The organism is Streptomyces odontotermitis (assembly GCF_050510915.1).
In the GTDB taxonomy this organism is placed as follows: domain Bacteria; phylum Actinomycetota; class Actinomycetes; order Streptomycetales; family Streptomycetaceae; genus Streptomyces.
The window spans coordinates 56,546-77,992 of record NZ_JBNJLS010000011.1; the positions used below are offsets into that span (position 1 = coordinate 56,546).

Sequence of the window (21,447 nt, forward strand, 5' to 3'; positions counted from 1 at the left end):
TACCCAGCCGGAAAAGAGAGCCCGACGCGGGCCGACGTTCACCTGTCGTGGCCCAGGACCCTGCCACGCGCGCGCGACCACTCCGGCCTCACGTGGCCCATTAGGACCAACCGGCCGCCAAAGTCCCCTCCATCAGCCGAGTTTCCGTCAATTCTGATTGGCGGGAAAGGCAACATTCGCCCGGCCGAAAAGCGGTGCGAGGACCAGTTGTGCGGCCCCCTCGGCCACCGCTCGGACCCCGCCCGCCGCCACCGCGACCGGCACCCGCCCACCCCCGCCCCCACGCCGGGCGCGCTCGTCGAGCACGGCCCCAACTCCCCGTACAAAACGGTCCTCAGCAGCGAGAACGGTCCGCCCCCCGAGCAGCACCCGGTCGATGTCGAGCAGGCTGACCAGATTCCCCGCCGCCACCCCGAGCACCCGCGCCGCCTCGTCCGTCGCGCCCGCACGGACCGCCGCGAGACAGAGGGCCTCGACGCAGCCGCGCTCACCGCAGTCGCAGAGCGGGCCGTCCAACTGGAGCACCTGGTGGCCGAATTCGCCCGCCCCGGTGCGCGCGCCACGGTAGAGGGCTCCGCCGAGCACCAGTCCGGCCCCGAGTCCCGTACCGAGGTGGAGGTAGGCGAAGGAGGCGTCGCCGATGAGGAGCGCGAGGCCGAGCGCGGCGGCGTTGGTGTCCTTGTCGACGGCGACGGGGAGGCCGAGCCGCTCCCCGAGGACGTCCCGCAGCGCGAAGCCGTCCCACTCGGGGAAGCCGGTGACCCGGTGCAGCACCCCGTGCGCGTGGTCGAGCGGTCCCGGCAGGGCGACCCCGACACCGAGCACCGACACATCGCCCCGGACCAGCTCCCGCACCCGCGCCGCCGCCACCTCGACCACCGCCTCCGGTCCCGCCCCGAAGTCCAGCGGGCACCGGCGCTCCTCGACCACCCGGCCGAGCAGGTCGACGCGGACCGCGCGCAGCTCGTCCCGGTCCAGGTGCAGGCCGACCGCGGAGGCGGCGCCGCGCACCAGGCGCAGGACCGTGCGCGGCTTGCCGCCCGTCGAGGCCCGGCGCCCCGCCTCCGCCACCAGGCCCTGACCGCGCAGCCGGGCCGTGATCTTGCTGACGGCCTGCGGGGTGAGCCCGGTGCGCGCGGCCAGCTCCAGCCTGCTGATGCCGTCCTCGCCCGCCGCGCGCAGCAGGTCGAGCACGAGGGCGGCGTTGTGTCCGCGCAGCGCAAGGAGGTTGACCCCTGCGGGCTGAGCTGTCGGTGTCCTGTCCACCCACCCATTGTCCGCACCGCTTGCACTTTGGCAACAGCGTTGTTTAAGTGGAGTGCATGACTTCCCCGACCGGCACCGCCCCGCACGCGCCCCTCCGCGTCGGCCTCATCGGCTACGGCCTCGCGGGTTCCGTCTTCCACGCCCCCCTGATCGCCGCCACCGAGGGCCTCGCCCTCGACACGGTGGTCACCTCGAACCCCGAGCGGCAGGCACAGGCCCGCGCCGAGTTCGGGGACGGTCTGCGCACCGTCGCCTCGGCCGACGAGCTGTGGGAGCGGGCCGACGAGCTCGACCTGATCGTGATCGCGTCGCCGAACAAGACCCACGTCCCGCTGGCCACCGCCGCCCTCAAGGCGGGCCTGCCCGTCGTCGTCGACAAGCCGGTCGCGGGCACCGCCGCCGAGGCGCGTGAGCTCGCCGCCCTCGCCGACGAGCGCGGCCTGCTGCTCTCCGTGTTCCAGAACCGCCGCTGGGACAACGACTTCCGCACCCTCCAACGACTCATCTCCGAGGGCGAGTTGGGCGAGGTATGGCGCTTCGAGTCCCGCTTCGAGCGGTGGCGGCCGCAGCCCAAGGGCGGCTGGCGCGAGTCCGGGAACCCGGAGGAGATCGGAGGTCTGCTGTACGACCTCGGGAGCCACGTCGTCGACCAGGCCCTCGTCCTCTTCGGCCCCGCGGCCGCCGTGTACGCGGAGGCGGACGTGCGCCGCCCGGGCGCCGAGGCCGACGACGACACGTTCCTCGCCGTCACCCACACCAGCGGCGTCCGCTCGCACCTGTACGTGAGCGCCACCACCGCCCAACTCGGCCCGCGCTTCCGTGTGCTGGGCTCCTCGGCGGGCTATGTGAAGTACGGGCTCGACCCGCAGGAGGCGGCCCTGCGCGAGGGCAGGCGGCCCGCGGCGGGCGGCCAGGACACGGATGGCCAGGAGTGGGGCGTGGAGGCCGAGTGCATGTGGGGCCGCGTCGGCTCCGGCGAGTCCCCGCTGACCGGCGGCGGCCGCCCGGTCGAGACGCTGCCCGGCGACTACCCCGCGTACTACGCGGCCGTCGCCGCCGCCCTGCGCGGCCAGGGCCCGAACCCGGTCACCGCCCACGAGGCGGCCGCCGCCCTGGACGTCCTGGAGGCCGCGCGCCGCTCGGCCCGCGACGGAGTGACGGTGACCCTGTGAGCACCACCCCGGGCACGTCCAGCGGCGCCGTCGCCGCTCCCACGATCCACGAACTCGAAGCACAGGAGCGGCGGTTGACCCTGCCCCGCTTCACGTACGAGGACGCCTGGGCCCTCGGCTCGCTCCTGGTGGAGCTCGCCCGTGAGCGCGAGGCGCCCGTCGCGATCGACATCCACCGCGGCGGCCAGCAGCTCTTCCACGCCGCGCTGCCCGGCTCCACGCCCGACAACGACGCCTGGATCGCGCGCAAGCGCCGCGTCGTGGAGCGCTACGGCTGCTCGTCGTACCTGGTGGGCTCCCGGTTCCGGGCCAAGGGCACGACCTTCGAGGACTCCTCGCGCCTCGACCCCGACCGGTACGCGGCCCACGGCGGGGCCTTCCCGATCAGGGTCGAGGGCGCGGGCGTCATCGGCACGGTCACCGTGTCGGGCCTGCCGCAACTGGCCGACCACGCCTTGGTGGTCGAGGCCCTGGAGCGGTTCGGCCGCGCACGTCCCCGGAGCCTGTCCTGCGGATCAGACCCCGGGAGGGGATCCCGCTAGGCCGACTTCAGCTCCTGCCGCTGCCGCCCGAGCTTGTCGATCTCCAGCTCCACGACGTCCCCGGCGCGCAGATACGGCTTCGGCTCCGGCTGGCCCATGGCGACGCCCGCCGGGGTGCCCGTGTTGATCACGTCTCCCGGGTACAGGGTCATGAACTGGCTCACGTAGCGCACCACTTCCGCCACCGGGAAGATCTGGTCGGAGGTCGAGCCGTCCTGCTTCAGCTCGCCGTTGACCCACAGCTTCAGGGAGAGGGCCTGCGGGTCCCCGACCTCGTCCGGGGTGACGAGCCAGGGGCCCAGCGGGTTGAACGTCTCGCAGTTCTTGCCCTTGTCCCAGGTGCCGCCGCGCTCGATCTGGAACTCCCGCTCCGACACGTCGTGCGCGACCGCGTAGCCGGCCACGTGCGCGAGCGCCTCCTCGTGCGACTCCAGGTAGCGCGCGGTCCGCCCGATGACGATCGCGAGCTCCACCTCCCAGTCGGTCTTCACCGACTTGCGGGGCACGAGGACGGTGTCGTCGGGGCCGACCACCGTGTCCGCCGCCTTGAAGAAGACGACGGGCTCGGCGGGGGTCGCGGCGCCCGTCTCGGCGGCGTGGTCGTGGTAGTTGAGGCCGATGCAGACGACCTTGCCGATGCGTGCGACCGGGGGCCCGACGCGCAGCCCCGTCGCGTCGAGCACCGGCAGCTCGCCCGACTCGGCGGCCGCCCGCACCCGGGCGAGGGCGGCGTCGTCCGCGAGCAGCGCGCCGTCGATGTCCGCGACGATCCCGGACAGGTCCCGCAGGGTCCCCTCGGCGTCGAGCAGCGCGGGACGCTCGGCGCCCGCCGTGCCTACACGCAGCAGCTTCATGGTCAATCTCCCTTGGTCGAGCGGGGCCCCACCTGATGAGGTCAGGGGTCGGGGCCTTCCCGGCCGATGGGTTGCGGCCATCGGAGGTTTGGTCGATCCTCCGAGGAAACTGTCCGCTATGCAAGACCCGGTTCACGTACTGGACTGTTACCCGGCAGTAGCGAGCGCCCCGTTAACTCCCGGCATGTCCCGGTAGAGGACGGCCCGTTCGACCGCGCTCCACGTGGTGCTGGTCACCACGTACAGTGCGGCGGCCAACGGCACGACCGCGACCGTGAACAGGGTCATGAACGACATCAGCGGCATGAACTTGGTGATGGCCCCCATACCGGGCACCTGAGGCGCGTCACCGGCACCGGCGACCGGCGTCGGGTTGGCCGCCATCTGCCGCTTGGTCCGCCGGTAGTTGAAGGTGGCGACGACCGCGACGATCGCGAAGAGCACCAGGTAGACCAGCCCCTGCGCCCCGAAGACCCCGCCGTCCCCCAGGGCGTCGGCCCACCGCCCGCCGAGCGGGGCCGCGCCGAGGGTGTGCCCGAGCAGCTTGTTGGTCTCGCCGCCGATCTCCGAGTTGGAGAAGAGGTGGTAGAGCAGGAAGAAGGCGGGCAGCTGGAAGAGGCTCGGCAGACAGCCCGAGAGCGGCGAGACCTTCTCCTCCCGGTGCAGCTCCATGATCGCCTTCTGCATCTTCTCCGGGTTCTTCTTGTGCTTCTCGCGCAGCTCCGTGATGCGCGGCCGCAGCCGCGCCTGCGCCTTCTGCCCGCGCGCGGAGGCCCGCGACAGGGGATGCACGAGAAGGCGTACGAAGGCGGTGAACAGGACGATGGCGGCGGCCGCCGCCGACGCGTGGAACAGCGGGTTCAGCAGGTCGGCCAGGTGCTCGACCAGGCTGGCGAAGACGGACATGGGTGAGCCCTCCGAGGGTCTCGTCGTGCCGGGAGATGGAACGCCTTGCGGCGTGACGGCGTGACGACCCGCGAAGGGGCGAGGGAGCTGTCGCTGCGAAAGGTCCCTACGCGGCCCGCGCGGCCGTCATGACGAGACGGCCGGGTGCTCGGGGACGCGTGCGACCCCGGGCGTCGGGGTCGCGTTGGGGCAGGAAGGCGGTGCGCTGCTCGCGGTCGCGGATGGCCGTGCGGACGCGCGTGCGCGGCACGGCGGGCGCGCTGCGCGCGGCGAGCAGGGAGCAGACGGCGAGGGCGGACCCGGCCGCGGCGGTCGCGGCGAACGCGACGGCGGCGGTGAGGCTGCCGGTGTCGACGAGGACGACCTCGACGAGCACGAAGAGCAGGAGGAGGGCGGGCCGCAGCGCCGCCTTCGCGTTCCGGACGACGTCTCTCACGGAGCCTCCTCCCTCGTACCTACGACTCATACCTGCGCATACGAATGTGTGTACTGCCCGTTATACAGGATCCGTCTCGACCGGCTGAAGGAGCCTGCGGGGCGCCAGCAGCGCGCGGCTGACCGGATCCACCGGGTCCGGATCGAGCCCGGGACCCGGCACCATCTCGACGTCCGGGACCGGCACGACGGCCCCGCAGCGCGGGCACTCCCCGTACGCGCCGAGCTCCGTGCCGCACGCGGCATGGCGGAAGTACCGCAGCGGCTCGGCGTCGGAGAAGTTGTCGCGCCCCCAGGATCCGAGCGCGCGCAGGGTCGGCCACAGGGCGCACCCCTGCTCCGTGAGCACGTACTCGTGGCGGCGCGGGGCCTGTGCGCACGGCCGCTTCTCCAGGATCCCCGCGGCGGTGAGCGCCTGGAGCCGGGAGGCGAGGACGGCGCGCGGGATGCCGAGGTGGACGAGGAAGTCGTTGTAGCGCCGCACGCCGTAGAGGGCGTCCCGGATCACGAGCAGCGTCCAGCGCTCCCCGACGACCTCGAGCGCGCGGGCGATCGAGCACTCCTGCGCGGCGTAGTCCTTACCCAGTGCCATGCCCCCACTGTAGCCACTTTTCCGGCTCTAGGTTCAGTGAACGAACTTTCAGTGCTACGGTCGTCACGCCGTAGAAGTTCATTCATTGAACCCATCCCGTTCCGGAGAGGCAGACCCATGTCGCGCTCGCTGTCAGAGGCGGTACGCACAGCAGACCCCTCGGCACCTCCCCGCTCCACGCCACGCCCGGCGGCCACCCTCGCCGTCACCAGCGCCGCGACCGCGCTGGCCCTCATGACGTACACCGCGCCGATGGTGACGCTCCCCGACACCGCCGCGTCCCTCGGCACCGGCCTCTCCGGCCAGGCATGGCTCCTGAACGGCACCCCGCTCGGCCTCGCCGCGCTCCTCCTGATCGCGGGCAGCCTCGCCGACGACCACGGCCGCCGCAGGACGTTCCTGTACGGAACGGTGGCGCTCGGCATCACCACCATGCTCGCCGCGCTCGCCTCGAACACCTGGCAGTTCACGCTGGCCCGCGTAGCCCAGGGCGCGGCGAGCGCGGCGATCCTCGCGAGCAGCCTCGGCCTGCTCGTCCGGGCCTTCCCCGCGGGCCCCGGCCGCATACGGGCCACGGGCGTGTGGGGCGCCTTCGTCAGCGGCGGCATCGCGCTCGGCCCGGTGGCGGCGGGCGGGATCGCGGCGGCGATGAACTGGCGCCTCGCGTACGGGGTGTTGGGCCTGCTCACGCTGGCGGTCGCGCCGCTCGTCCCGCGCGCGGTGGCGGAGTCACGCTCACCGCGCGACGGCCGCCCGGACACGACGGGCGCAGCAACGCTGGCCCTCTCCCTGGTCGCCCTCATCGCCGCGCTCACGCTCGGCCGCGACGGCTGGCTGCGCGCGCCCGTGGCCCTCCTGCTGCTCGCGTCGGCGGCGCTGGCCTGGACGTTCACGATCGTGGAACGCCGCACCCCGACGCCCCTGCTGGACCTGGACCTCCTCCGCAAGCCGCCCTTCCTGGCGTCGGCGGCGGGCGCCCTGTTCACCGGCCTGTCCGTGATCGCGCTCTTCAGTTACCTGCCGACGCTGCTCCAGCACACGATGGGCCTGTCGGCGATGGACACGGCGTGGCTGTTCATGGTCTGGTCGGGCGTCTCGTTCGTGGTCGCACTCCAGGCACGGCGCCTGGCGGGCCGGGTCTCACCCCGCCACCAACTCGCCATCGGCTTCACCCTGCACGCGGCGGCGACCCTCACCATGCTGGGCGCGGCGGCCACCTCCGGCCCCGGCTCCTGGGCCCGCCTCCTGCCCGGCCTCCTGATCTCCGGCACGGGCAGCGGCCTGCTGAACGCGGCCCTCCCCCAGCTCGCCGTCGAGTCGGTCCCCGCCGAGCGCGCCGCGATGGGCTCGGGCGCGGGCAACACGGCCCGCTACATCGGCTCGGCGGCGGGCGTCGCGTTGATGATCGCGGTGTCGACGTCGGCGGACTCCCTGGCGCGGGGCGCGGACGTGGCGCTGTGGGTGTCGGCGGGCCTGGGCGTCCTGGCGGCTGCCGTGGTCCTCAGCCTGCGGACACGGACACGGCAGGCTCCTAGCCTGCGGACACGGCAGGTTCCTCGGCGGCGGGCTCGTCGTCCTCGCTGATCGGATCCCGGGCGAGCACGACGTCGTCCGGCCGCGGGTCCGCCCGATCGGCCGGACTCTCGTACGCGAACGAAACCCCCAGCGCCACAAGGAGGTTGACCCCGAGCGCGAGAACCCCCGCGTTCACTCCAAACACAGGATCCCGCTCGCTGAACACGAGCACGCACACGATGACGACCCCGGCCACGAGCCCGCTGAGAGCTCCGACGAGGGTGAGCTTCCGCCACACAAGCCCGAGCAGCACCATCGGCACGAGCTGGGCCATCCCCTCGTACGAGATGAGGGACAGCCGTACGAGGGTGTTGGGCGCGGCATACGTCATGACGAGCGCGAGCGCCCCGGCGACGACGACCACGACCTGCGACCCGACCCGCTGCCGCACGGGCCCCCGCCACCGCGGCACGAGCGGCAGCACGCTGCTCCCCCACATCGTCCCGATGACGAGCATGAAGACGGCCATGGGAACGATGGAGGACAGCGCGGCGGCAACACCGACGACTCCCACGACCCAGGCGGGCAGGGAATCAACGACAAGCTTGAAGAGCGCGAGGTTCGACCCCGCACCGGTGAGCCCGGGAACAACGAACAGCGCGGCGATCCCGAGCAGCATGGGCACGAAGAGCAGCACGTTGTAGGCGGGCAGCCAGATGGCGTTGCGCCGCAGCCCGTCGGCGCTCTTCGCCCCCAGATACCCGGCGACGGTGGTCGGGAAGATGACGACGGTCAGGGCATTGAGGAAGGAGGTGGTGACGAACCACCCGGTGCCGTACGGGCTGCCGCCGGAGCCCGGGAGGGTGAGCCAGGCGGACTTCTCACTGGTGACCCGGTGGAGGAAGTCCCCGTAGCCGTCGAAGTAGTGCAGCGGAACGTAGACGGCGAGAAAGGCGAGGGTGACGATGACGAGAAGGTCCTTGAGGACGGAAACCCAGGCGCTCCCCCGCAGCCCACTGACGACGACGAATCCAACGGTGACGGCAAAGCCGATGAAATAGGCCCAGTTGAGGCTGATGGCCCCGTACGAGATGGTCGAGACGACCACCCCCATCCCCGTGATCTGCAACTGGATGTACGGCAGCAGAAAGACGGTGGCGAGCAGCGCGATGACCGCACCGAGCCAGGGCTTCCCGTACCGGTGGGCGACCATGTCGGTGATGCTGACGAGCCCGTGCCGCCGGGCGTAGGCCCAGAGGGTGGGCCCGACGACGTAGCCGACGGCGTACCCGCAGGACATATAGGCGACGACGTAAAGAACCGGCGCCCCGAAGTTGTAACCCCACCCGGCGGCCCCGAGATAAGAGAAGCTGGTGTACCCCTCCCCCGCCATCAACACCCAGATGAACACGGCCCCGAGACTGCGCCCGCCCACGGACCACTCGGCGAGCCCGCCCTGCTTCCCTCGCCCGCGGACGGCGAGGAGGCCGAGGGCGACGGTGCCGGCCATGAAGAGGGCGAAGATGGTGGTGGCGATGGCTCCGTTGCTCATGCCTGCTCTCCGTTGTTCATCTGCTTCTGCCCCTGGGCCTTCTTCAGCTTCTGGTCCCCGCGATAGGTGAGCCAGACGGCGACGGGGGTCAGGAGCGTGGCGGCAAGCAGCCAGAAGAACAGAAACGGCAGCCCGAGCACGACGGGGCGCACGCGATTGGCGAAGGGCACGGCCCCCAGGTAGAGCACGAAGGGAACAAGCAGCCAGAGGAGATGAGGATGGCGGAGACGGGGGCGGCGAGCGATCACGGAGAGGGAGCCTATCGGGGCTTCATAGCGCGCAACTTGCCCCACACCACGAGGCGGTACTTGGAGGTGTACTCCGGGGTGCAGGTGGTGAGGGTGATGTAGTAGCCGGCCGCGCGATACCCGGCGCTCGGGTGCCGATCGCTGAGGGGCACGGGCCGGATGACGCCCCCGTCGCCGGGCGAGGTCTCGGGGAGTCCGCTGTCGACGACGTACGTATAGGTGGCGCTCTTGGTCTCGACGGTGAGGGTGTCGCCTTTGCGCAGCCGGTTGATGTGGCGGAAGGGCTCGCCGTGAGTGTTGCGGTGCCCGGCGAGAGCGAAGTTTCCGGGGCGGCCGGGTTGGGCGGTACGCGGATAGTGCCCGACATAGCCCCTATTGAGCACATTCCGCTTGCTGACGCCTTCGGCGACGGGGGCGCTGAGGCCGAGTCGGGGGATGCGAAGAATGGCGTACGCCTGGTCCCAGCGGGGTGGCGGGGGCTGGGCGGCGACGGGGCGCTGGTGCGGGGAACGGGGGGAGGATCCGGAGGGCGGCTCCCCGGGACCGTTCTTCGAGGCCCCCACGTCCTCGGGGATGGACGTAGACCCTTCCTCCGGGACCCCACCCCCACTCCCTTCCCCGGCTGCCCACTCCCTCTCCAGGGCGTGGACTTTCCTCTCGGCCCCGGCGCGGGCCTGCCGGTTGGTCCACCACAGTTGATGGACGACGAGGAGGAGAAGGACGAGTCCGAGGGTGACGGCGACTTCGGCGGTGTTCCAGAGGGCGCGCGTGAGGGGGGACCGGACGCGTGGGCGCCCCTGCACGACGACGGGAACCTCCCGCCCCTCCGCTCCTAGGCGCACACCCGCTCCCTCCACCACCAGCGGCCGCACGATAGGCGCTCGCCGCACAACAGGCCATAGATGTACGACGCGTCCGCCCATACACGTGACAATCCCCTGGGCAGTACGGTGTCGCGTATGCGCCCCGACACGCCTGTCACGCCAGCCGACCACATCGAAGAAGCCGAGCGCCTGGAGCGCACGGCGGGCCTCTACCCGAAGGACGCGGAGCAACTACTGCTCCAGGCGGCGGCCCACTACGAACTGGCCGACGAACGCCCGCGGGCGACGAGCCTGTACGACACGCTGCTGTCCGCTGAGGCTGTGGCGAACCCCCTCCTGGTGAAGGCGCTCAAGGCGGCGAACCTCTGGGAGTACGGCCACGAGGCGGAGGCCCGCGCGATCATCACGGGCATCCGCACGTCGTCCCCCCAGGACCCGGCGCCGTGGGTGATCGTGGCGGAGTCGCTGGAGTCGCACGACGAGCTGGAACAAGCGGAGGAGACGTTCACGGAGGCGGCGACGCGTCTCCTGACGGACGTACCGGAGCCTCCCTACCCCACCCACCCCCTGCTCTTCGGCCGTCACCGGGTACGACGCCTGCTGGGCCGGGCCCACGACGCGTGGGACGAGGCGGCGGACCGCATCCACGCCGCCACGGTCTCGTCCTCGGCCTCCTCCTCCATCACCCTGGACGAACTCCACGACCCCAAGAGGATCTGGTCGCTGGGCTCGGAGAACCCCACGGAACTCCGCGCGGAAATCGCCCGCCTGCAAGCGGAGTTGGGCTCGTACAGGGCAGCCCTGTCCCGCCCGTTCCCGGTGGCGGTCCTCCACTGGCCGTCCACGGAACTGACGGAACTGCTGGCGGCGTACCCGGCGCTGAGCGCGGAATACCCGTCCCACGAGGAGCACTTGGCGACCATAGAGTCCTCGCTACGCGAACTCGCGGAGTCGGGCACCCCGAACTTGGGCGTGGTGACGGGCACAGTCCCGTCGTACGAGGCGTTCGCGGCGTCGGAGGGGGCTTCCCCGGAGGCGGCGGAGCTGTTGCCCCAGTACGCGACGACGCTGGCGGCGCGGGGGCGGGCTGTGGGGTGGCCGCCTGAGGGTGGGGAGGGGTGTTGGTGTGGGTCGGGGGTGGCTTACAGAGAGTGCCATGGGTTTGGTGGCTGATTTGCGCCAGATAAGGGAAACACAGCGAAAGTGAAGTCACGGCATGGCACGCCTCATCCTTCAGACTCCTGGGGAGACATGCAGCAACACGGACTCTGGTGAGCATGTACTGCTCGCCCCTGCTGACGATCGCGAACTTCAGTCGGTTGCTTCCTGGCTAAGCGACCAACCCGTCGCAGAGTTCTATACGGAAGCGATCCGGAACTCCATCGACTACGTTCTTGATGGAGGAAGAACGGGTCGGTTCGACTTGATGTCGCCTGAGGTACATCCGGGTGAGCGGGCATCAGTTGGGGCCAAGCTCGAGTACGAGATCCTACGCATGTTCGGGCTGCCTAAGGCCAAACCGCTGGACACACTCATCACCGGCGTTCCCGTTGACATCAAAGCCACGGTCGGTGACAACTGGGCCATCCCCACAGAGGCCCAGTGCCAGTTGTGCATCTGCACCCAGATCCAACTCAAGAAGCACCGGCACAGATCGTGGCTGGTCCGTGCCCACCGGTCATGGCTTTATCGCGGCAAGGGCAACAAAGACCAGAAGCGCGGCCTGGCAGTTCACGCACGCGAGCACTGGAGTGTTCCGCTCTACGACTGGACTGATCTGCCCATCAACCCGTTGAGCTACCTGACCGAGGACCAAGTCGCGCGGGTGCTCGCCAAGAAGCCGGGACAGGTTCAGCGCATGCTGATGATGTTCCGCTTCCTGGAAGGGCACATCATTCCGCGAAATGTGTTCCTGACGGTGGGAGCGGGCAAGCAGGATCCCATGCGCCGTGCCCGACAGCTCAAAGACCGGGCTGCGGAGGAGGGACTCACCGTCCTCTGTGGCACCTGGGTGGACTCGCGCGAGCAGGCTGCCGCCCGCGGCATCACCCTCCGGCCTGGAGAGTGGATCGCGATTCGCGAGGGCACCGGGGAACTCGGCGAAGGCGCCGCGCACAGCCCGACGAGCTGAGAGATTCTAGGAGCGGACCGCAGTGGCTGAATCTGACGACTGGTCTCCGCCAACGGGCTCGTGGGCGTCGTCTGCAGCTCGGCGCCGGAACATGCAGGCCATCCGCAGTAGAGACACGAAGCCAGAGCGCCTGATCCGTCGGCTGTTGCACGCTCAGGGGCTTCGGTATCGGGTTGCAGCTAAGCCGCTACCCGAACTGCGCCGCACTGCAGATATCGTCTTTCGGCCTGCGAAAGTAGCCGTATTCATTGACGGCTGTTACTGGCACGGCTGTCCAGATCACTATGTTCCACCGAAGACGAACCAGGGTTATTGGTCAAACAAGGTCGCGGGCAACATGGCTCGGGACCGTGACACCGATAGGCATTTGACCGAAGCAGGCTGGACGGTTCTGCGATTCTGGGAGCACGAGTCACCCGACGAGTGCACGAATGTCATCGTCAGCGTCGTCGTCGAACGTCGGGAAGCTCTGCTGCACGGGAAGCTCGGGCGCCACGAGTGACGGGTCAGCCTCAGGCTCGTATTCAGGGCTCGGGTCTTCGTGCAACTGACCAGTGCGGGACAACGCTTCCCGAATGCTCTTACCGACCGCGGCGGCAACCGGCGGCGGAAACGCATTGCCAACCTGGCGATAGCGCGCCGTCTTGCCACCGGTGAACTCCCAAGCGCCTTCTGGATGTTCCTCGTCTGGAAAGCCCTGGATAATCGCGGCCTGCTGGACTGTGAGCTTCGGGCCGCGCGTCAGGGTGCCGAGGTCACGCTCCGCGTCGACCATCTTGTCTTCATCGTTAGCCACGCCCATGGCGTCGACACCGAGAGCAGCCCACGCCTTCTTCGCACGGGTGGGACCGAGGTCAGCTCCACCATGCTTCTTGGAGCCGCCGACGAGAGTCGGTGCGACCGCGCCGAGGCGAGCCTGTTCCAGCCAATTCTGGTACTGCTTTGTACCTTCCCCCAGTCGCCGCTTCATGCTCGCATCGAGTGCGTCTACAACCGTTCGCACCTTCGACTGGGGCTTTGGCCAGTCGAAACCGCGATACTCGTCTCGGCGAATCGCTACAAGGATGGCGCGCGGCCGCAGCTGAGGTACCCCGAAGTCCTGCGCTTCGAGCAAGCGCCAGCCGCAAATTACATAGTCAGCCTTGCGCAACCTGTTCTTGATGTGATTCCGGTAGTAGCGGAACTTGGATTCTGGCTCCACCAGGCCACGCACATTCTCAATCATGACCGCACGCGGTCGGAGTTCCTCAACCAAATCGAGCATGCGCGGGAAGAGATCGCGCTCATCATCCCGGCCTAGCTGCTTACCTGCGGCCGAGAATGGCGGGCAGGGAACTCCCCCGGCAAGCAGGTCAAGCTCCCCCGGCTCAAGCATCTTCGGCTCATCCTTAGCAGAGCCACGATTATTTTTGCGGCCCTCCGGGGAAAGGACTTCCTTTAGCGGATAGAAGTTGTTGACGTCTACTTCACGGACCAGGCAGTGTTCCTTTTCCCAGCTCCATGAGGGGCGGGCCTGGATGTTCGCTCTCAGCGTCTCGGCAGCATGCTTGTCGATCTCAACCAGCGCGAGGTGCCGGAAGCCGGCCTGGTGGAGTCCAACAGCTTGGCCGCCGGCACCCGCGCAGATCTCGATCGAGGTCAGCTTGCGGTGGGCGGTACCCATCGGCTCCTCCTGGTGCGGCGAATTGCAGACACGCAAGTGTCGCATCCCTTGGCAACCAGGAGACACAGGACCGGCCGACTACCCCTGCAGGCCGTCAACTCCGCATGAGCGCCTCTAGGTCCCTCTGCAGCTCATCCCGCGCGGCAGCCGGGAGCTGGCGGTACAGACCCCAGACCTTCTCCGCTGAGCTCAAGGGGCGGCAGTCGACCTTCATCCAGACCAGCAGATCCTGTTTGCTGCGCTTGGGAAGCTCAGCCATCCGGTCCCAGACCTGCCCCTTAGTCATCTGCACACCAGTGAGGTGCTTCACGGTCTCATTGCAGCGGGCGCACTCGGTGATCAGATCTTCTGCGTTAGCAGTGCTGCCGGACTTGTGCGGATTCACATGCCCCAAGGTCAGCCGGACCCTCGTACCAGGGTCGTCTACGTATCCTTCGCCGGCCGCATGCCCGCAGCGTCGGCACATGTGACCGTCACGCTCGTACACGAACCGCCTGGTCTTGGCGCTGATCTGCCGCAGACCCGCTGCCCGGTGCTCCCGCTCCCAGACTGGGCGCCCCATCGATTCCAGATACAGCTGGTCCGGCTGCAGACTCGGCTTATCCCGGTAGGTTTTGATCACCCACCCCGCGGGCCGCAGATCACGCATCCGGCGGTCCACCTGCTCGGCGCCCCTGATCGCTTCCCGAAGCCTGGCCTTGGAGAAGGTGCCTCCCTCGCCGACTTCATCACGCAGCCACAGCGCCACACGGATACGAGTCCCCAGGCTCTCGTTCTGCCAGCTCAACCCTGTTTCGGCCACAGGTACACCAATCGCTCAGACGTTCTCTGCATACTTCCATCGAATGGAGACACTAGCTTGCCGCCACTTGCCGCGGCAAGTGGCGGCAAGCTGTCTGGGTCTGCGATCAACACCAGCGCCGGGAGGCCCCGTCTTGTCCCATCGATCCGCCGCAGCCAGCCATCGCACCTGTCTCGAAATCTGTTCTGGTGCTGGCGGGCAGGCACTCGGCTTGGAACGCGCCGGCTTCAGCCATCAGATGCTGGTCGATATCGACCCCGACGCGTGCCAGACCCTTCAGCTCAACCGCCCCAACTGGAACGTCATGCAGGCGGACATCAAGTCAGCGGCCGTCCTACCTGCCATCGCCTCGACACCGCCCTGGCTGCTCGCAGCTGGGGTGCCGTGTCCCCCGTTCTCGCTTGCCAGCCAGCAGCTCGGGGCGGACGACGAGCGTGATCTCTTCCCAGCCGCGCTCGACCTCGTCTCAGCCATCAAGCCAAGAGCGGTCCTCATCGAGAACGTGAAGGGGCTACTTCAGACGAAGTTCTCGGCCTACCGCGCGGAGATCCTTCACACGTTGTCGGCTCTCGGCTACGAAGCCGAGTGGCGCCTTCTGTTCGCCTGTGACTTCGGCGTCCCCCAACTACGGCCCCGTGCGGTACTTGTAGCGCTGGAACCCCGGTCATTCTCCAACTTCGCGTGGCCTGTCAGGCATTGCCTCAATACGAAGAGCGCCCTTGTGGGAAGTGTCCTCCGGGACTCGATGGCTTCCCGCGGCTGGGAACTGGCCGACGCCTGGGCCGCCAAGGCCCAGCGCATCGCCCCCACCTTGTGCGGCGGGTCGAAGAAGCATGGAGGGCCAGACCTTGGGCCCTCGCGAGCCAGACGGACATGGGCGGAGATGGGAGTGAACGGCTCCAGCGTGGCGGATCTGCCACCTTCGCCTGGCGATACGTTGCCAGTGAGGCTCACGGTCGAGCAGCTCGCCCTGCTGCAGGGTTTTCCGCCGGACTGGAAGTTCGCGGGAGGCAAGACGTCGGCATACCGACAGGTGGGCAATGCCTTTCCCCCACCAGTCGCTCAAGCCGTCGGCCGCGCGATCGCGGAAGCACTAGATCAGACTGACAAGGAAGCCGGAAACGGCCCCCACAACGGCACGAAGGGCACCACGGCCACTGGAATGATTCGGCTCCCGTCCCCCTTAACTAAGCCTGGCACCAATGCGTACGCAGGTACCGAGTAGCGGACGGACTCCCACGCACCACGGAGGTCTTGATCTATTGGGGCAGCACGGCTCAGCCAGTCCCTGTCGACCGTCACCACATTGATGGCTCGCTCGCGGCTGTCGATCAACACAGCAGTCAAGAGCCAGTCTTCGTCCTGGCGCATCACCTCGTACTCATGACGTGTGAGGTGAATGATCAGCCTTGTTGGGTCAGTTGTGGCCTTCACTTCGATGTGAGCGGCAACACCCTCCCGTGTTTCTGCTTCGATGTCGTATCCGTGTGCGTCGGATACCGCTGCAACGTGCACGATCCGTGCCGCGTCACCGAGCGCGAGCAGTTCCAGGACCGCTGCTTCGCCAGCCGCCCCAACAGCGCGACGAGCAGCTTCAGCGGGCTCATCCCACTTCATCCGTCCGTGTGCCGCCACCCTGCCTGGGTCTTCGTAACCAGAGATGCGCACCAGGGGTCGACCGCGGCAATCCACGAGTCCAGTACGGAGAAGCCACGTGAGGCCAGCCGCGTACTGAACCGGCGTGAGGTCCGCGTAGTCCGGATGGTGAGTGAACAAGGCCCTGGCCCGCGGCACATCGGCTACGTGTAAGAGTTCCAGCCAGCGGAGCACGGCGCGACGCGTCCCCTCACCGGGCAGCATGAGAATCAAGGTGCCGAAGCAGTGCACGGACATCGGCCATGTCCATTCCTGCGGCGATCGACGGTTCTTCCTGCAGGTCTGCCAACTGCTGTACGGAGGGATCGTCGAGGATCTGTCCCATGAATTCGAGCTTGCGCTCCAGCCGCAGAGCCACCACTTCGTCAATTGTCTCCTCCGCAGCGAGGACCGTGACCCGCGTCTCGGTGCCAGGCTCGAGCCCGAGTCGGTGAATACGGTCGAGGCTCTGCAGGAAGCGACCAGCCATGAAGTCGCGGTCTACGTACACAGCGTCATGGCAGACCTGGTGAAGGCTGATGCCCTCCCCCAGGGTCGCGGGATTGGAGAGGAGCACATGACAGTCAGGGTCTTCCCTGAACCGCTTGAGCTGTTCAGCGCGATCAAGTGTCCCTCCATGCACTACTGCTGGCTGATACGCGGAGAAGAACCGCTCCATCGTGGTGAGACTGCGCACGAAGGTCGTCCATACAAGCGTCTTCCGACCCATGGCTGCGTTCTCGGCGACGATGCTGAGCGCTTCCTTGTATTTAGGAGACAGCTCATAGTCTGGCAACTGCCTGAAGAGCGAGTACAAGGAATCAGTCTGCGGCACCTCCAAGGGCGGCACCCGGTAGTCAAGCGGCGCGTACCGGCTCTCTCCTTCCAAGAGCAGGGCAGGGCTGGTCGCTGCCATCAGCAGGCGCAGCATCGCCTTTCCGAGAGCGTCGAAGTCATCCCGTCCTGCTTCAGCCCTGGCGGTGTAACGGCCGACGAGCGCGTCATACACCTCACGGTGCAGCGACGGCAGCGCGACGTAACGAATGCGCGTTTCGAAAGGGGGGAGCCCGAGTTCGTTCTTGGTGGTACGGGTGAACAGCGGCTGCAACACCGTGCTGGCGTGGGCGAGATCGCCACCTGCCACGGCATTGGTCACGACTCGGCGGCCGTGTCCCGGCCACACGAAGGAAAGCAGGTTCTCCAGGTCGCGAGCGCCGTTGGGTGCTGGGGTTCCGGTGAGGATGAGTCGACGGCGGGCCAAAGGGCCAAGTGCCATGCAGGCACTGCCGTAGATGCCTCGCGCTCCGAGCTTCATACGGTGCGCCTCATCGAGAATAATCATTGACGGGGCACCGCGGAGCCAGGTCGCGAGCGTGGCCAGGGACCGGTCAAGCCTCTCGTAATTCACGATGAGGACGTCCGTACCCGGATCAGCAGACCGCTCCATGATCCGGGCGGCGAGCGGCTCCTTAAAGCAGACCTCGCTCTCGTAACTCCACGATTCGTAGGCCGACTTGGGGCTCACTACGAGCAGCCTGCGCACGTCCCCCCGTTCGCGCATCGCGGCGAACACCGCCAGTCCGACACGGGTCTTGCCAGCCCCTGGCACAGAGAAGTTCGCGCCGTGCTGCAGGGAGAGAAGGCGCGCAATGTCCCGCCTCTGGAAGCCGGTGAGGTCCGCGCGCCACTCCGGACCGAGCTGGTCCAGGACCGTGTCCGTCGTGACGACGGCAACCGCATCGGGGTCCTGCAGCCATTGCTCGGCCCGCTCCGCGTCGTCGAGAACACCGCCGACAAGGGTGGCCAGCTCCTCTTCCCACTCCACGTCCGGGGAAGGCCAAATAGACAGCGCCTCAAGACCTGTGAGGAAGTCATCGAGGTCTATCTCGGCTGACAGCACGGTGCGCTGACCGGCAGCCGGAAAGCGTGCTGCCAGCTTAGCGAAATCTCCTTCCCGCCCCGGGGCCGCGCGCAGAACGGCACGTGTGCGGGTGACATCCGAGGCGATGCGCAGAGACGGTTCCGCGGCTGTGGTCACGCGCCCTCCTCCCTGACCGACTCAAGGAGCCAGGAGACACCATCACCGGGCACCTTGATACTGCGCTGGGTCGCCACAGCGAGCTTCGTCAGAGACTCGCGGAGGGTCAGGACCGCCTCATCGAACGCCTCCTCATCGAGGCTGCCGGACGCCTTGGCGAGCGTGAGGTCGGTGATGCACTGCTCAATATCCTGGCAGGCATCGGTGATGCGGTCCTGCGCCGCCTGCTTGCGCTTGCGGACCCTGGCATCCTTGCCTGCCGGTTCCAGGGCCTTCTCAACCGCCTCGCGTGCGACTCCGAACGTCTTCGTGGCCGTCTTACTCCGCTCGGTGAACAGCCCGTCTTCCGCGGTCTCCACTGCCTTGGCCTTCAAGATCGTGTCTGTCAGGGCCTTGGCCTGAGCCACCTTGGGTGCGGCCGACTTCACGGTGCGCTCGAGTCCTGGAATCGCCACGACGCCCGGAGCCTCGTTCTCCGTCTTCATCATGTCCGGCAGCCTCTTGTCCAAGTACCGTTCCCTGAAGTCAGGTTCGATCAGGCGCACGTCGGTCTTGGAGAAACCGAGAACAATTGCTGCAAGCCGCGTCTCCTTGAGAACCTCCGCCTTGTCCTTACTTACCGCAGATTCCTTGGCGTACCGGCGGTAGAGCTCACGGAGCTTCTCCTGGTGCTGCTCGAAGTCCAGCAGCCGAAGCTGAGCACCACCGTCGTTGGACCTCTCGATCAAGTCACGGAGGCAGGAGAGGATCCACAGGTCCTGCTCGCACGTAGTGGCACGGATACGGAACTCGCGCGCCACATCAGCCAGGGTGCGGCCCATGAGGTGCTGCTCCTCCATGGCCAGCAGCCGGTTGATATACGAGTAGTCGCGGCGCTGGTCCGGCCGGAGCTGGAGGGACAGCTCCACGGCGTTGATGTCGTCCCACGTGCACGACTCCGGCAGCACGCCCACCCGGATGTTCGCGACGCCGAGCTGCTTGAGGGCCGCGCGACGAGTGTTGCCGTTGACCAGAATGCCGTCTCGTGTAATGAGTCCGGGCTCGTTCTGGCGATAGACGCGGAGACTCTCCTGCAGGTCATCGAAGTCAGGGTCCTTCTTGGAAGGGTCCGCCGGCAGCATCTGCAGCAGGTAGTGAAGATACTCTTGGCTCCCCGGCACCCACGGCTCTTCGTCAAGCAGCTTGTCACGCTCGGGGTCGTGGCTCCGCTGTGCGCGGATGCGGTGCGTCCCCGGGTTGTAGTAGAGCGCGTCAACTGGCATGTCGATGACTTCGACGTGCAGCGGCTGCGTGCGCCACTCGACGGTAAGCGTCTCCCGAACGCCATTCCCGTCAGTGATTTCCTTCAGTCGCTGCTCGACCAGCGCCTTGTTCTGTTCAGCCAGCGGTGGCCGGCCGAAATCCTTGCCCACCAGAATCTCCTCAAGGACAGTCAGGGTTGTTGCTGCTACCGCAGGACCGCTTCCCACTTGGTGGGAAGAAGCGGGGTCTCCGGAATCATCAAAGGGTGTGCCGTCTATTCAGTCGCCGGCTTCAGAGCATCGCGGATCTTCGTCCTCGACTCTTCCGGAAGCGTCCGGTAGTCGGCCCAGAATGCCTCCGCCGTGCTGAACTCACGCCGGTCCCGGTCCATCCAGTCCGAGAGCATCCTGCGATCAAGGCTGCTCAGGCCCTCGGCACGCTTCAGCATCTCGCCGAGATCCGTCACAGCACCGCGCCCGCCCACACGGCAGCGGTTGCACTCGGCTACGAGCTCCGTCTTCTCGGTACCGTCCGGCTGCCGTACTGCCCGGCGGGCGATATCGATCTGAGCCGACTCGTAGGTGCCGGCGTAGATCTCACCCGGCGCGATGCCGCACGACCGGCAGAAATGGCCGTCGCGCGCGAGCACTTCACGCCGCCGCGTCTGAGTGATCGAGGTACCCGGACGCGTTCCCTTGCCCGGCTGCCACACCGGCTCACCCTGCTTCACGAAGCGCTGCTCGTGCTGGCCGAGGGAGGCGTCTTCACGGTTCGTGTTGATCTGCCAGCCGTGGTCCCGCAGATCACGGACTCGGCGGTCAGCCTGACTAACCCCCGGGAAGGCTGCCTTCACGTCTTCCTTGGTGAAGATGTTCCCTTCGCCCACAACGGTCACCAGCCACAGGCCAGCACGCTTCATGGTGCCGAGCTTCGTATCCGTCCACGACGGCATGTCCACCACGTACCCCTCTCCTCGGGCCAGGTCCGCTAAGACCGCAAACGGTGGAGGAGCCTCCGACCGTACGGAACTAGAAGCCTTGCGCAGGCAGCGGAGAGAAATCCAGTGCTGACCAGGAATTGCACTGGCGCAACAAATTGCACATCTGCAATGATCCAAAGACCCTATTCAAAGCACCGAAGGCTCCAGCAAGATGAAGGGTCCATCAGACGCGCGCGTCACACGGAGGGGCTGGCCTTTATATGGCGACGAGATCTGCAGGGAGACACGCCCGGAGGGGTGACGATGCTGTCCCCCTCTCGCCCAGAGAGGCGTTCCAGGGCGCTCTGCACGAGGTACTGGACGCCGTGGATCTGGCCCACAACAGGATCGCCAAACGAGCAGGGATCAATCAATCCAGCCTGTCCTGCTACTACACAGGCAGGCGGGTGCCTGAACCGGGGGCGTTGGAGAAGATCTACAAGGTCCTGGAGGACGAAGCGCAGCGGCCTCCCGCAAAGGCGTTGCCACACACGCTGTCCCGTCTGCTACAGCTTCGTGATGCCGCCCGCGCCGAGCCCATCGCCCCTTCAGCCGCAACCGCCGCCTTAGCTGCCTCCACGACCGCGCCTCTGGCGCCGCGGCCGGCTTCCCCGACGTTCCGCGAGAAACGTCGTATGAAGCGCGGACGGCTCGCCCGCCGCAAACTTGCGGCCCTGCCGGTACAGGCAAAGGTGCCGGTCCCCCGCCAGGAGGGGGACCGGCACCACGCCAGTAATTCACACGCCGCCGACATCGCCGATTACCTCAGCCACTTAGCAGCAGGCAGGTACCGGGAGGCGCAGTTCATCGCCTGGGCGCTGGCGAACAATCTCGCTCCACGAGAGTTCCCGCACGTCGTGGCCTCCTACCGCGACGCCGGAGCAGAGGAGGGGGTGGAGGCCATACTCAGGGCCGCCGCGAGCCGGGCCGATGTCCAAGACTCCATCAACATCACCGCGGCGTTGGTCGACGAGGGCCAAGTAGCCGACGCCCAAACCATATTGGCTGCCATCCGCACCGATCAGTAGCCCCAGCCGCCTTCCGTGCCGGC

Annotated in this window: 21 protein-coding genes and 1 pseudogene; 8 read left to right on the plus strand and 14 right to left on the minus strand. The window is 67.8% G+C overall.

What is annotated here, in order from left to right; all coding sequences use genetic code 11:
• Nucleotides 1–147 precede the first annotated feature (147 nt).
• Nucleotides 148–1,266, minus strand: a complete 1,119-nt coding sequence (locus tag ACQB60_RS27570) for an ROK family transcriptional regulator (protein WP_496928786.1) — start codon at nt 1,264–1,266, stop codon at nt 148–150.
• A gap of 56 nt (nt 1,267–1,322) precedes the next feature.
• Between ACQB60_RS27570 and ACQB60_RS27575 the strand changes: the two genes are divergently transcribed.
• Together ACQB60_RS27575 and ACQB60_RS27580 are read left to right on the plus strand one after the other, a co-directional pair.
• Entirely contained in the window at nt 1,323–2,438 is a 1,116-nt protein-coding gene (locus tag ACQB60_RS27575) for a Gfo/Idh/MocA family oxidoreductase (protein WP_496928787.1), read from the plus strand.
• Nucleotides 2,435–2,980: a heme-degrading domain-containing protein gene (locus tag ACQB60_RS27580; RefSeq protein ID WP_496928788.1), complete on the plus strand. Its 546-nt coding sequence runs from the start codon at nt 2,435–2,437 to the stop codon at nt 2,978–2,980. Before ACQB60_RS27575 ends, ACQB60_RS27580 begins: the two co-directional genes overlap by 4 nt.
• Here ACQB60_RS27580 and ACQB60_RS27585 read toward each other — a convergent pair.
• The 4 genes from ACQB60_RS27585 to ACQB60_RS27600 form a co-directional block, all read right to left on the minus strand.
• Nucleotides 2,977–3,834 carry a fumarylacetoacetate hydrolase family protein gene (locus ACQB60_RS27585; protein ID WP_496928789.1) on the minus strand — a complete coding sequence of 286 codons (858 nt, stop codon included), beginning with the start codon at nt 3,832–3,834 and terminating at the stop codon, nt 2,977–2,979. The two genes, ACQB60_RS27580 and ACQB60_RS27585, sit on opposite strands and share 4 nt — an antisense overlap.
• A 147-nt stretch (nt 3,835–3,981) precedes the next feature.
• Nucleotides 3,982–4,740, minus strand: a complete 759-nt coding sequence (locus tag ACQB60_RS27590; protein ID WP_496928790.1) for a YidC/Oxa1 family membrane protein insertase — start codon at nt 4,738–4,740, stop codon at nt 3,982–3,984.
• Between the two features lie 106 nt (nt 4,741–4,846).
• A complete protein-coding gene (locus ACQB60_RS27595) occupies nt 4,847–5,206 on the minus strand; it encodes a DUF6412 domain-containing protein (RefSeq protein ID WP_496928791.1) in 360 nt (119 codons plus the stop codon).
• A 30-nt stretch (nt 5,207–5,236) separates the two neighbouring features.
• Entirely contained in the window at nt 5,237–5,767 is a 531-nt protein-coding gene (locus ACQB60_RS27600) for a winged helix-turn-helix transcriptional regulator (RefSeq protein ID WP_496928792.1), read from the minus strand.
• A gap of 117 nt (nt 5,768–5,884) precedes the next feature.
• On the opposite strand from ACQB60_RS27600, the gene ACQB60_RS27605 reads away from it, so the two are divergent.
• Nucleotides 5,885–7,351: an MFS transporter gene (locus tag ACQB60_RS27605; RefSeq protein WP_496928793.1), complete on the plus strand. Its 1,467-nt coding sequence runs from the start codon at nt 5,885–5,887 to the stop codon at nt 7,349–7,351.
• On the opposite strand, the gene ACQB60_RS27610 is transcribed toward ACQB60_RS27605, so the two are convergent.
• The 3 genes from ACQB60_RS27610 to ACQB60_RS27620 are packed head-to-tail and all read right to left on the minus strand — an operon-like array spanning nt 7,299 to nt 9,924.
• Nucleotides 7,299–8,834 (minus strand): sodium:solute symporter family protein, encoded by a 1,536-nt coding sequence (locus tag ACQB60_RS27610; protein WP_496928794.1) that lies wholly within the window; start codon nt 8,832–8,834, stop codon nt 7,299–7,301. The two genes, ACQB60_RS27605 and ACQB60_RS27610, sit on opposite strands and share 53 nt — an antisense overlap.
• A complete protein-coding gene (locus ACQB60_RS27615) occupies nt 8,831–9,082 on the minus strand; it encodes a DUF3311 domain-containing protein (RefSeq protein WP_496928795.1) in 252 nt (83 codons plus the stop codon). The genes ACQB60_RS27610 and ACQB60_RS27615 overlap by 4 nt, the downstream gene beginning before the upstream one ends.
• An 11-nt stretch (nt 9,083–9,093) precedes the next feature.
• Entirely contained in the window at nt 9,094–9,924 is an 831-nt protein-coding gene (locus ACQB60_RS27620) for a class E sortase (RefSeq protein ID WP_496928796.1), read from the minus strand.
• Between the two features lie 117 nt (nt 9,925–10,041).
• Between ACQB60_RS27620 and ACQB60_RS27625 the strand changes: the two genes are divergently transcribed.
• Genes ACQB60_RS27625 through ACQB60_RS27635 form a run of 3 tightly spaced genes read left to right on the plus strand, consistent with a single transcriptional unit; the run spans nt 10,042 to nt 12,539 of the window.
• Nucleotides 10,042–11,079 (plus strand): SEC-C domain-containing protein, encoded by a 1,038-nt coding sequence (locus tag ACQB60_RS27625; protein ID WP_496928797.1) that lies wholly within the window; start codon nt 10,042–10,044, stop codon nt 11,077–11,079.
• A 43-nt stretch (nt 11,080–11,122) separates the two neighbouring features.
• Entirely contained in the window at nt 11,123–12,037 is a 915-nt protein-coding gene (locus ACQB60_RS27630) for a NaeI family type II restriction endonuclease (RefSeq protein WP_496928798.1), read from the plus strand.
• A gap of 22 nt (nt 12,038–12,059) precedes the next feature.
• Nucleotides 12,060–12,539, plus strand: a complete 480-nt coding sequence (locus ACQB60_RS27635) for a very short patch repair endonuclease (RefSeq protein ID WP_496928799.1) — start codon at nt 12,060–12,062, stop codon at nt 12,537–12,539.
• On the opposite strand, the gene ACQB60_RS27640 is transcribed toward ACQB60_RS27635, so the two are convergent.
• Together ACQB60_RS27640 and ACQB60_RS27645 are read right to left on the minus strand one after the other, a co-directional pair.
• Nucleotides 12,450–13,700 (minus strand): DNA cytosine methyltransferase, encoded by a 1,251-nt coding sequence (locus ACQB60_RS27640; protein ID WP_496928800.1) that lies wholly within the window; start codon nt 13,698–13,700, stop codon nt 12,450–12,452. The genes ACQB60_RS27635 and ACQB60_RS27640 overlap by 90 nt on opposite strands.
• Nucleotides 13,701–13,794: 94 nt before the next feature.
• On the minus strand, nt 13,795–14,502 hold the full coding sequence (locus tag ACQB60_RS27645) for an HNH endonuclease (protein ID WP_496928801.1): 708 nt from the start codon (nt 14,500–14,502) through the stop codon (nt 13,795–13,797).
• 133 nt (nt 14,503–14,635) lie between these two features.
• Here ACQB60_RS27645 and ACQB60_RS27650 point away from each other — a divergent pair, with 133 nt between their 5' ends.
• Nucleotides 14,636–15,727, plus strand: a complete 1,092-nt coding sequence (locus ACQB60_RS27650; protein WP_496928802.1) for a DNA cytosine methyltransferase — start codon at nt 14,636–14,638, stop codon at nt 15,725–15,727.
• A gap of 104 nt (nt 15,728–15,831) precedes the next feature.
• Here the strand turns inward: ACQB60_RS27650 and ACQB60_RS27655 are convergent.
• From ACQB60_RS27655 to ACQB60_RS27670, 4 genes and pseudogenes are all read right to left on the minus strand, one after another.
• Nucleotides 15,832–16,395 (minus strand): annotated as a pseudogene (locus ACQB60_RS27655) (protein NO VEIN domain-containing protein); the annotation flags it as partial.
• Nucleotides 16,349–18,175, minus strand: a complete 1,827-nt coding sequence (locus tag ACQB60_RS27660; protein ID WP_496928803.1) for a DEAD/DEAH box helicase — start codon at nt 18,173–18,175, stop codon at nt 16,349–16,351. The pseudogene ACQB60_RS27655 and the gene ACQB60_RS27660, both read right to left, overlap by 47 nt.
• Entirely contained in the window at nt 18,172–19,587 is a 1,416-nt protein-coding gene (locus tag ACQB60_RS27665; protein WP_496928804.1) for a ParB N-terminal domain-containing protein, read from the minus strand. The genes ACQB60_RS27660 and ACQB60_RS27665 overlap by 4 nt, the downstream gene beginning before the upstream one ends.
• Nucleotides 19,588–19,691: 104 nt before the next feature.
• Entirely contained in the window at nt 19,692–20,375 is a 684-nt protein-coding gene (locus ACQB60_RS27670; RefSeq protein WP_496928948.1) for a KpnI family restriction enzyme N-terminal domain-containing protein, read from the minus strand.
• 347 nt (nt 20,376–20,722) lie between these two features.
• Between ACQB60_RS27670 and ACQB60_RS27675 the strand changes: the two genes are divergently transcribed.
• Complete coding sequence (locus tag ACQB60_RS27675) at nt 20,723–21,424, plus strand: hypothetical protein (protein WP_496928805.1); 702 nt, start codon at nt 20,723–20,725, stop codon at nt 21,422–21,424.
• Nucleotides 21,425–21,447 lie beyond the last annotated feature (23 nt).

Bases quoted from the DNA above. Each gene is read 5' to 3' on its own strand.
- ACQB60_RS27575 (WP_496928787.1), top strand. From the start codon at position 1,323: ATGACTTCCCCGACCGGCACCGCCCCGCACGCGCCCCTCCGCGTCGGC.
- ACQB60_RS27600 (WP_496928792.1), bottom strand. From the start codon at position 5,767: ATGGCACTGGGTAAGGACTACGCCGCGCAGGAGTGCTCGATCGCCCGC.
- ACQB60_RS27590 (WP_496928790.1), bottom strand. From the start codon at position 4,740: ATGTCCGTCTTCGCCAGCCTGGTCGAGCACCTGGCCGACCTGCTGAAC.
- ACQB60_RS27605 (WP_496928793.1), top strand. From the start codon at position 5,885: ATGTCGCGCTCGCTGTCAGAGGCGGTACGCACAGCAGACCCCTCGGCA.
- ACQB60_RS27630 (WP_496928798.1), top strand. From the start codon at position 11,123: ATGGCACGCCTCATCCTTCAGACTCCTGGGGAGACATGCAGCAACACG.
- ACQB60_RS27610 (WP_496928794.1), bottom strand. From the start codon at position 8,834: ATGAGCAACGGAGCCATCGCCACCACCATCTTCGCCCTCTTCATGGCC.
- ACQB60_RS27625 (WP_496928797.1), top strand. From the start codon at position 10,042: ATGCGCCCCGACACGCCTGTCACGCCAGCCGACCACATCGAAGAAGCC.
- ACQB60_RS27640 (WP_496928800.1), bottom strand. From the start codon at position 13,700: ATGGGTACCGCCCACCGCAAGCTGACCTCGATCGAGATCTGCGCGGGT.
- ACQB60_RS27595 (WP_496928791.1), bottom strand. From the start codon at position 5,206: ATGAGTCGTAGGTACGAGGGAGGAGGCTCCGTGAGAGACGTCGTCCGG.
- ACQB60_RS27585 (WP_496928789.1), bottom strand. From the start codon at position 3,834: ATGAAGCTGCTGCGTGTAGGCACGGCGGGCGCCGAGCGTCCCGCGCTG.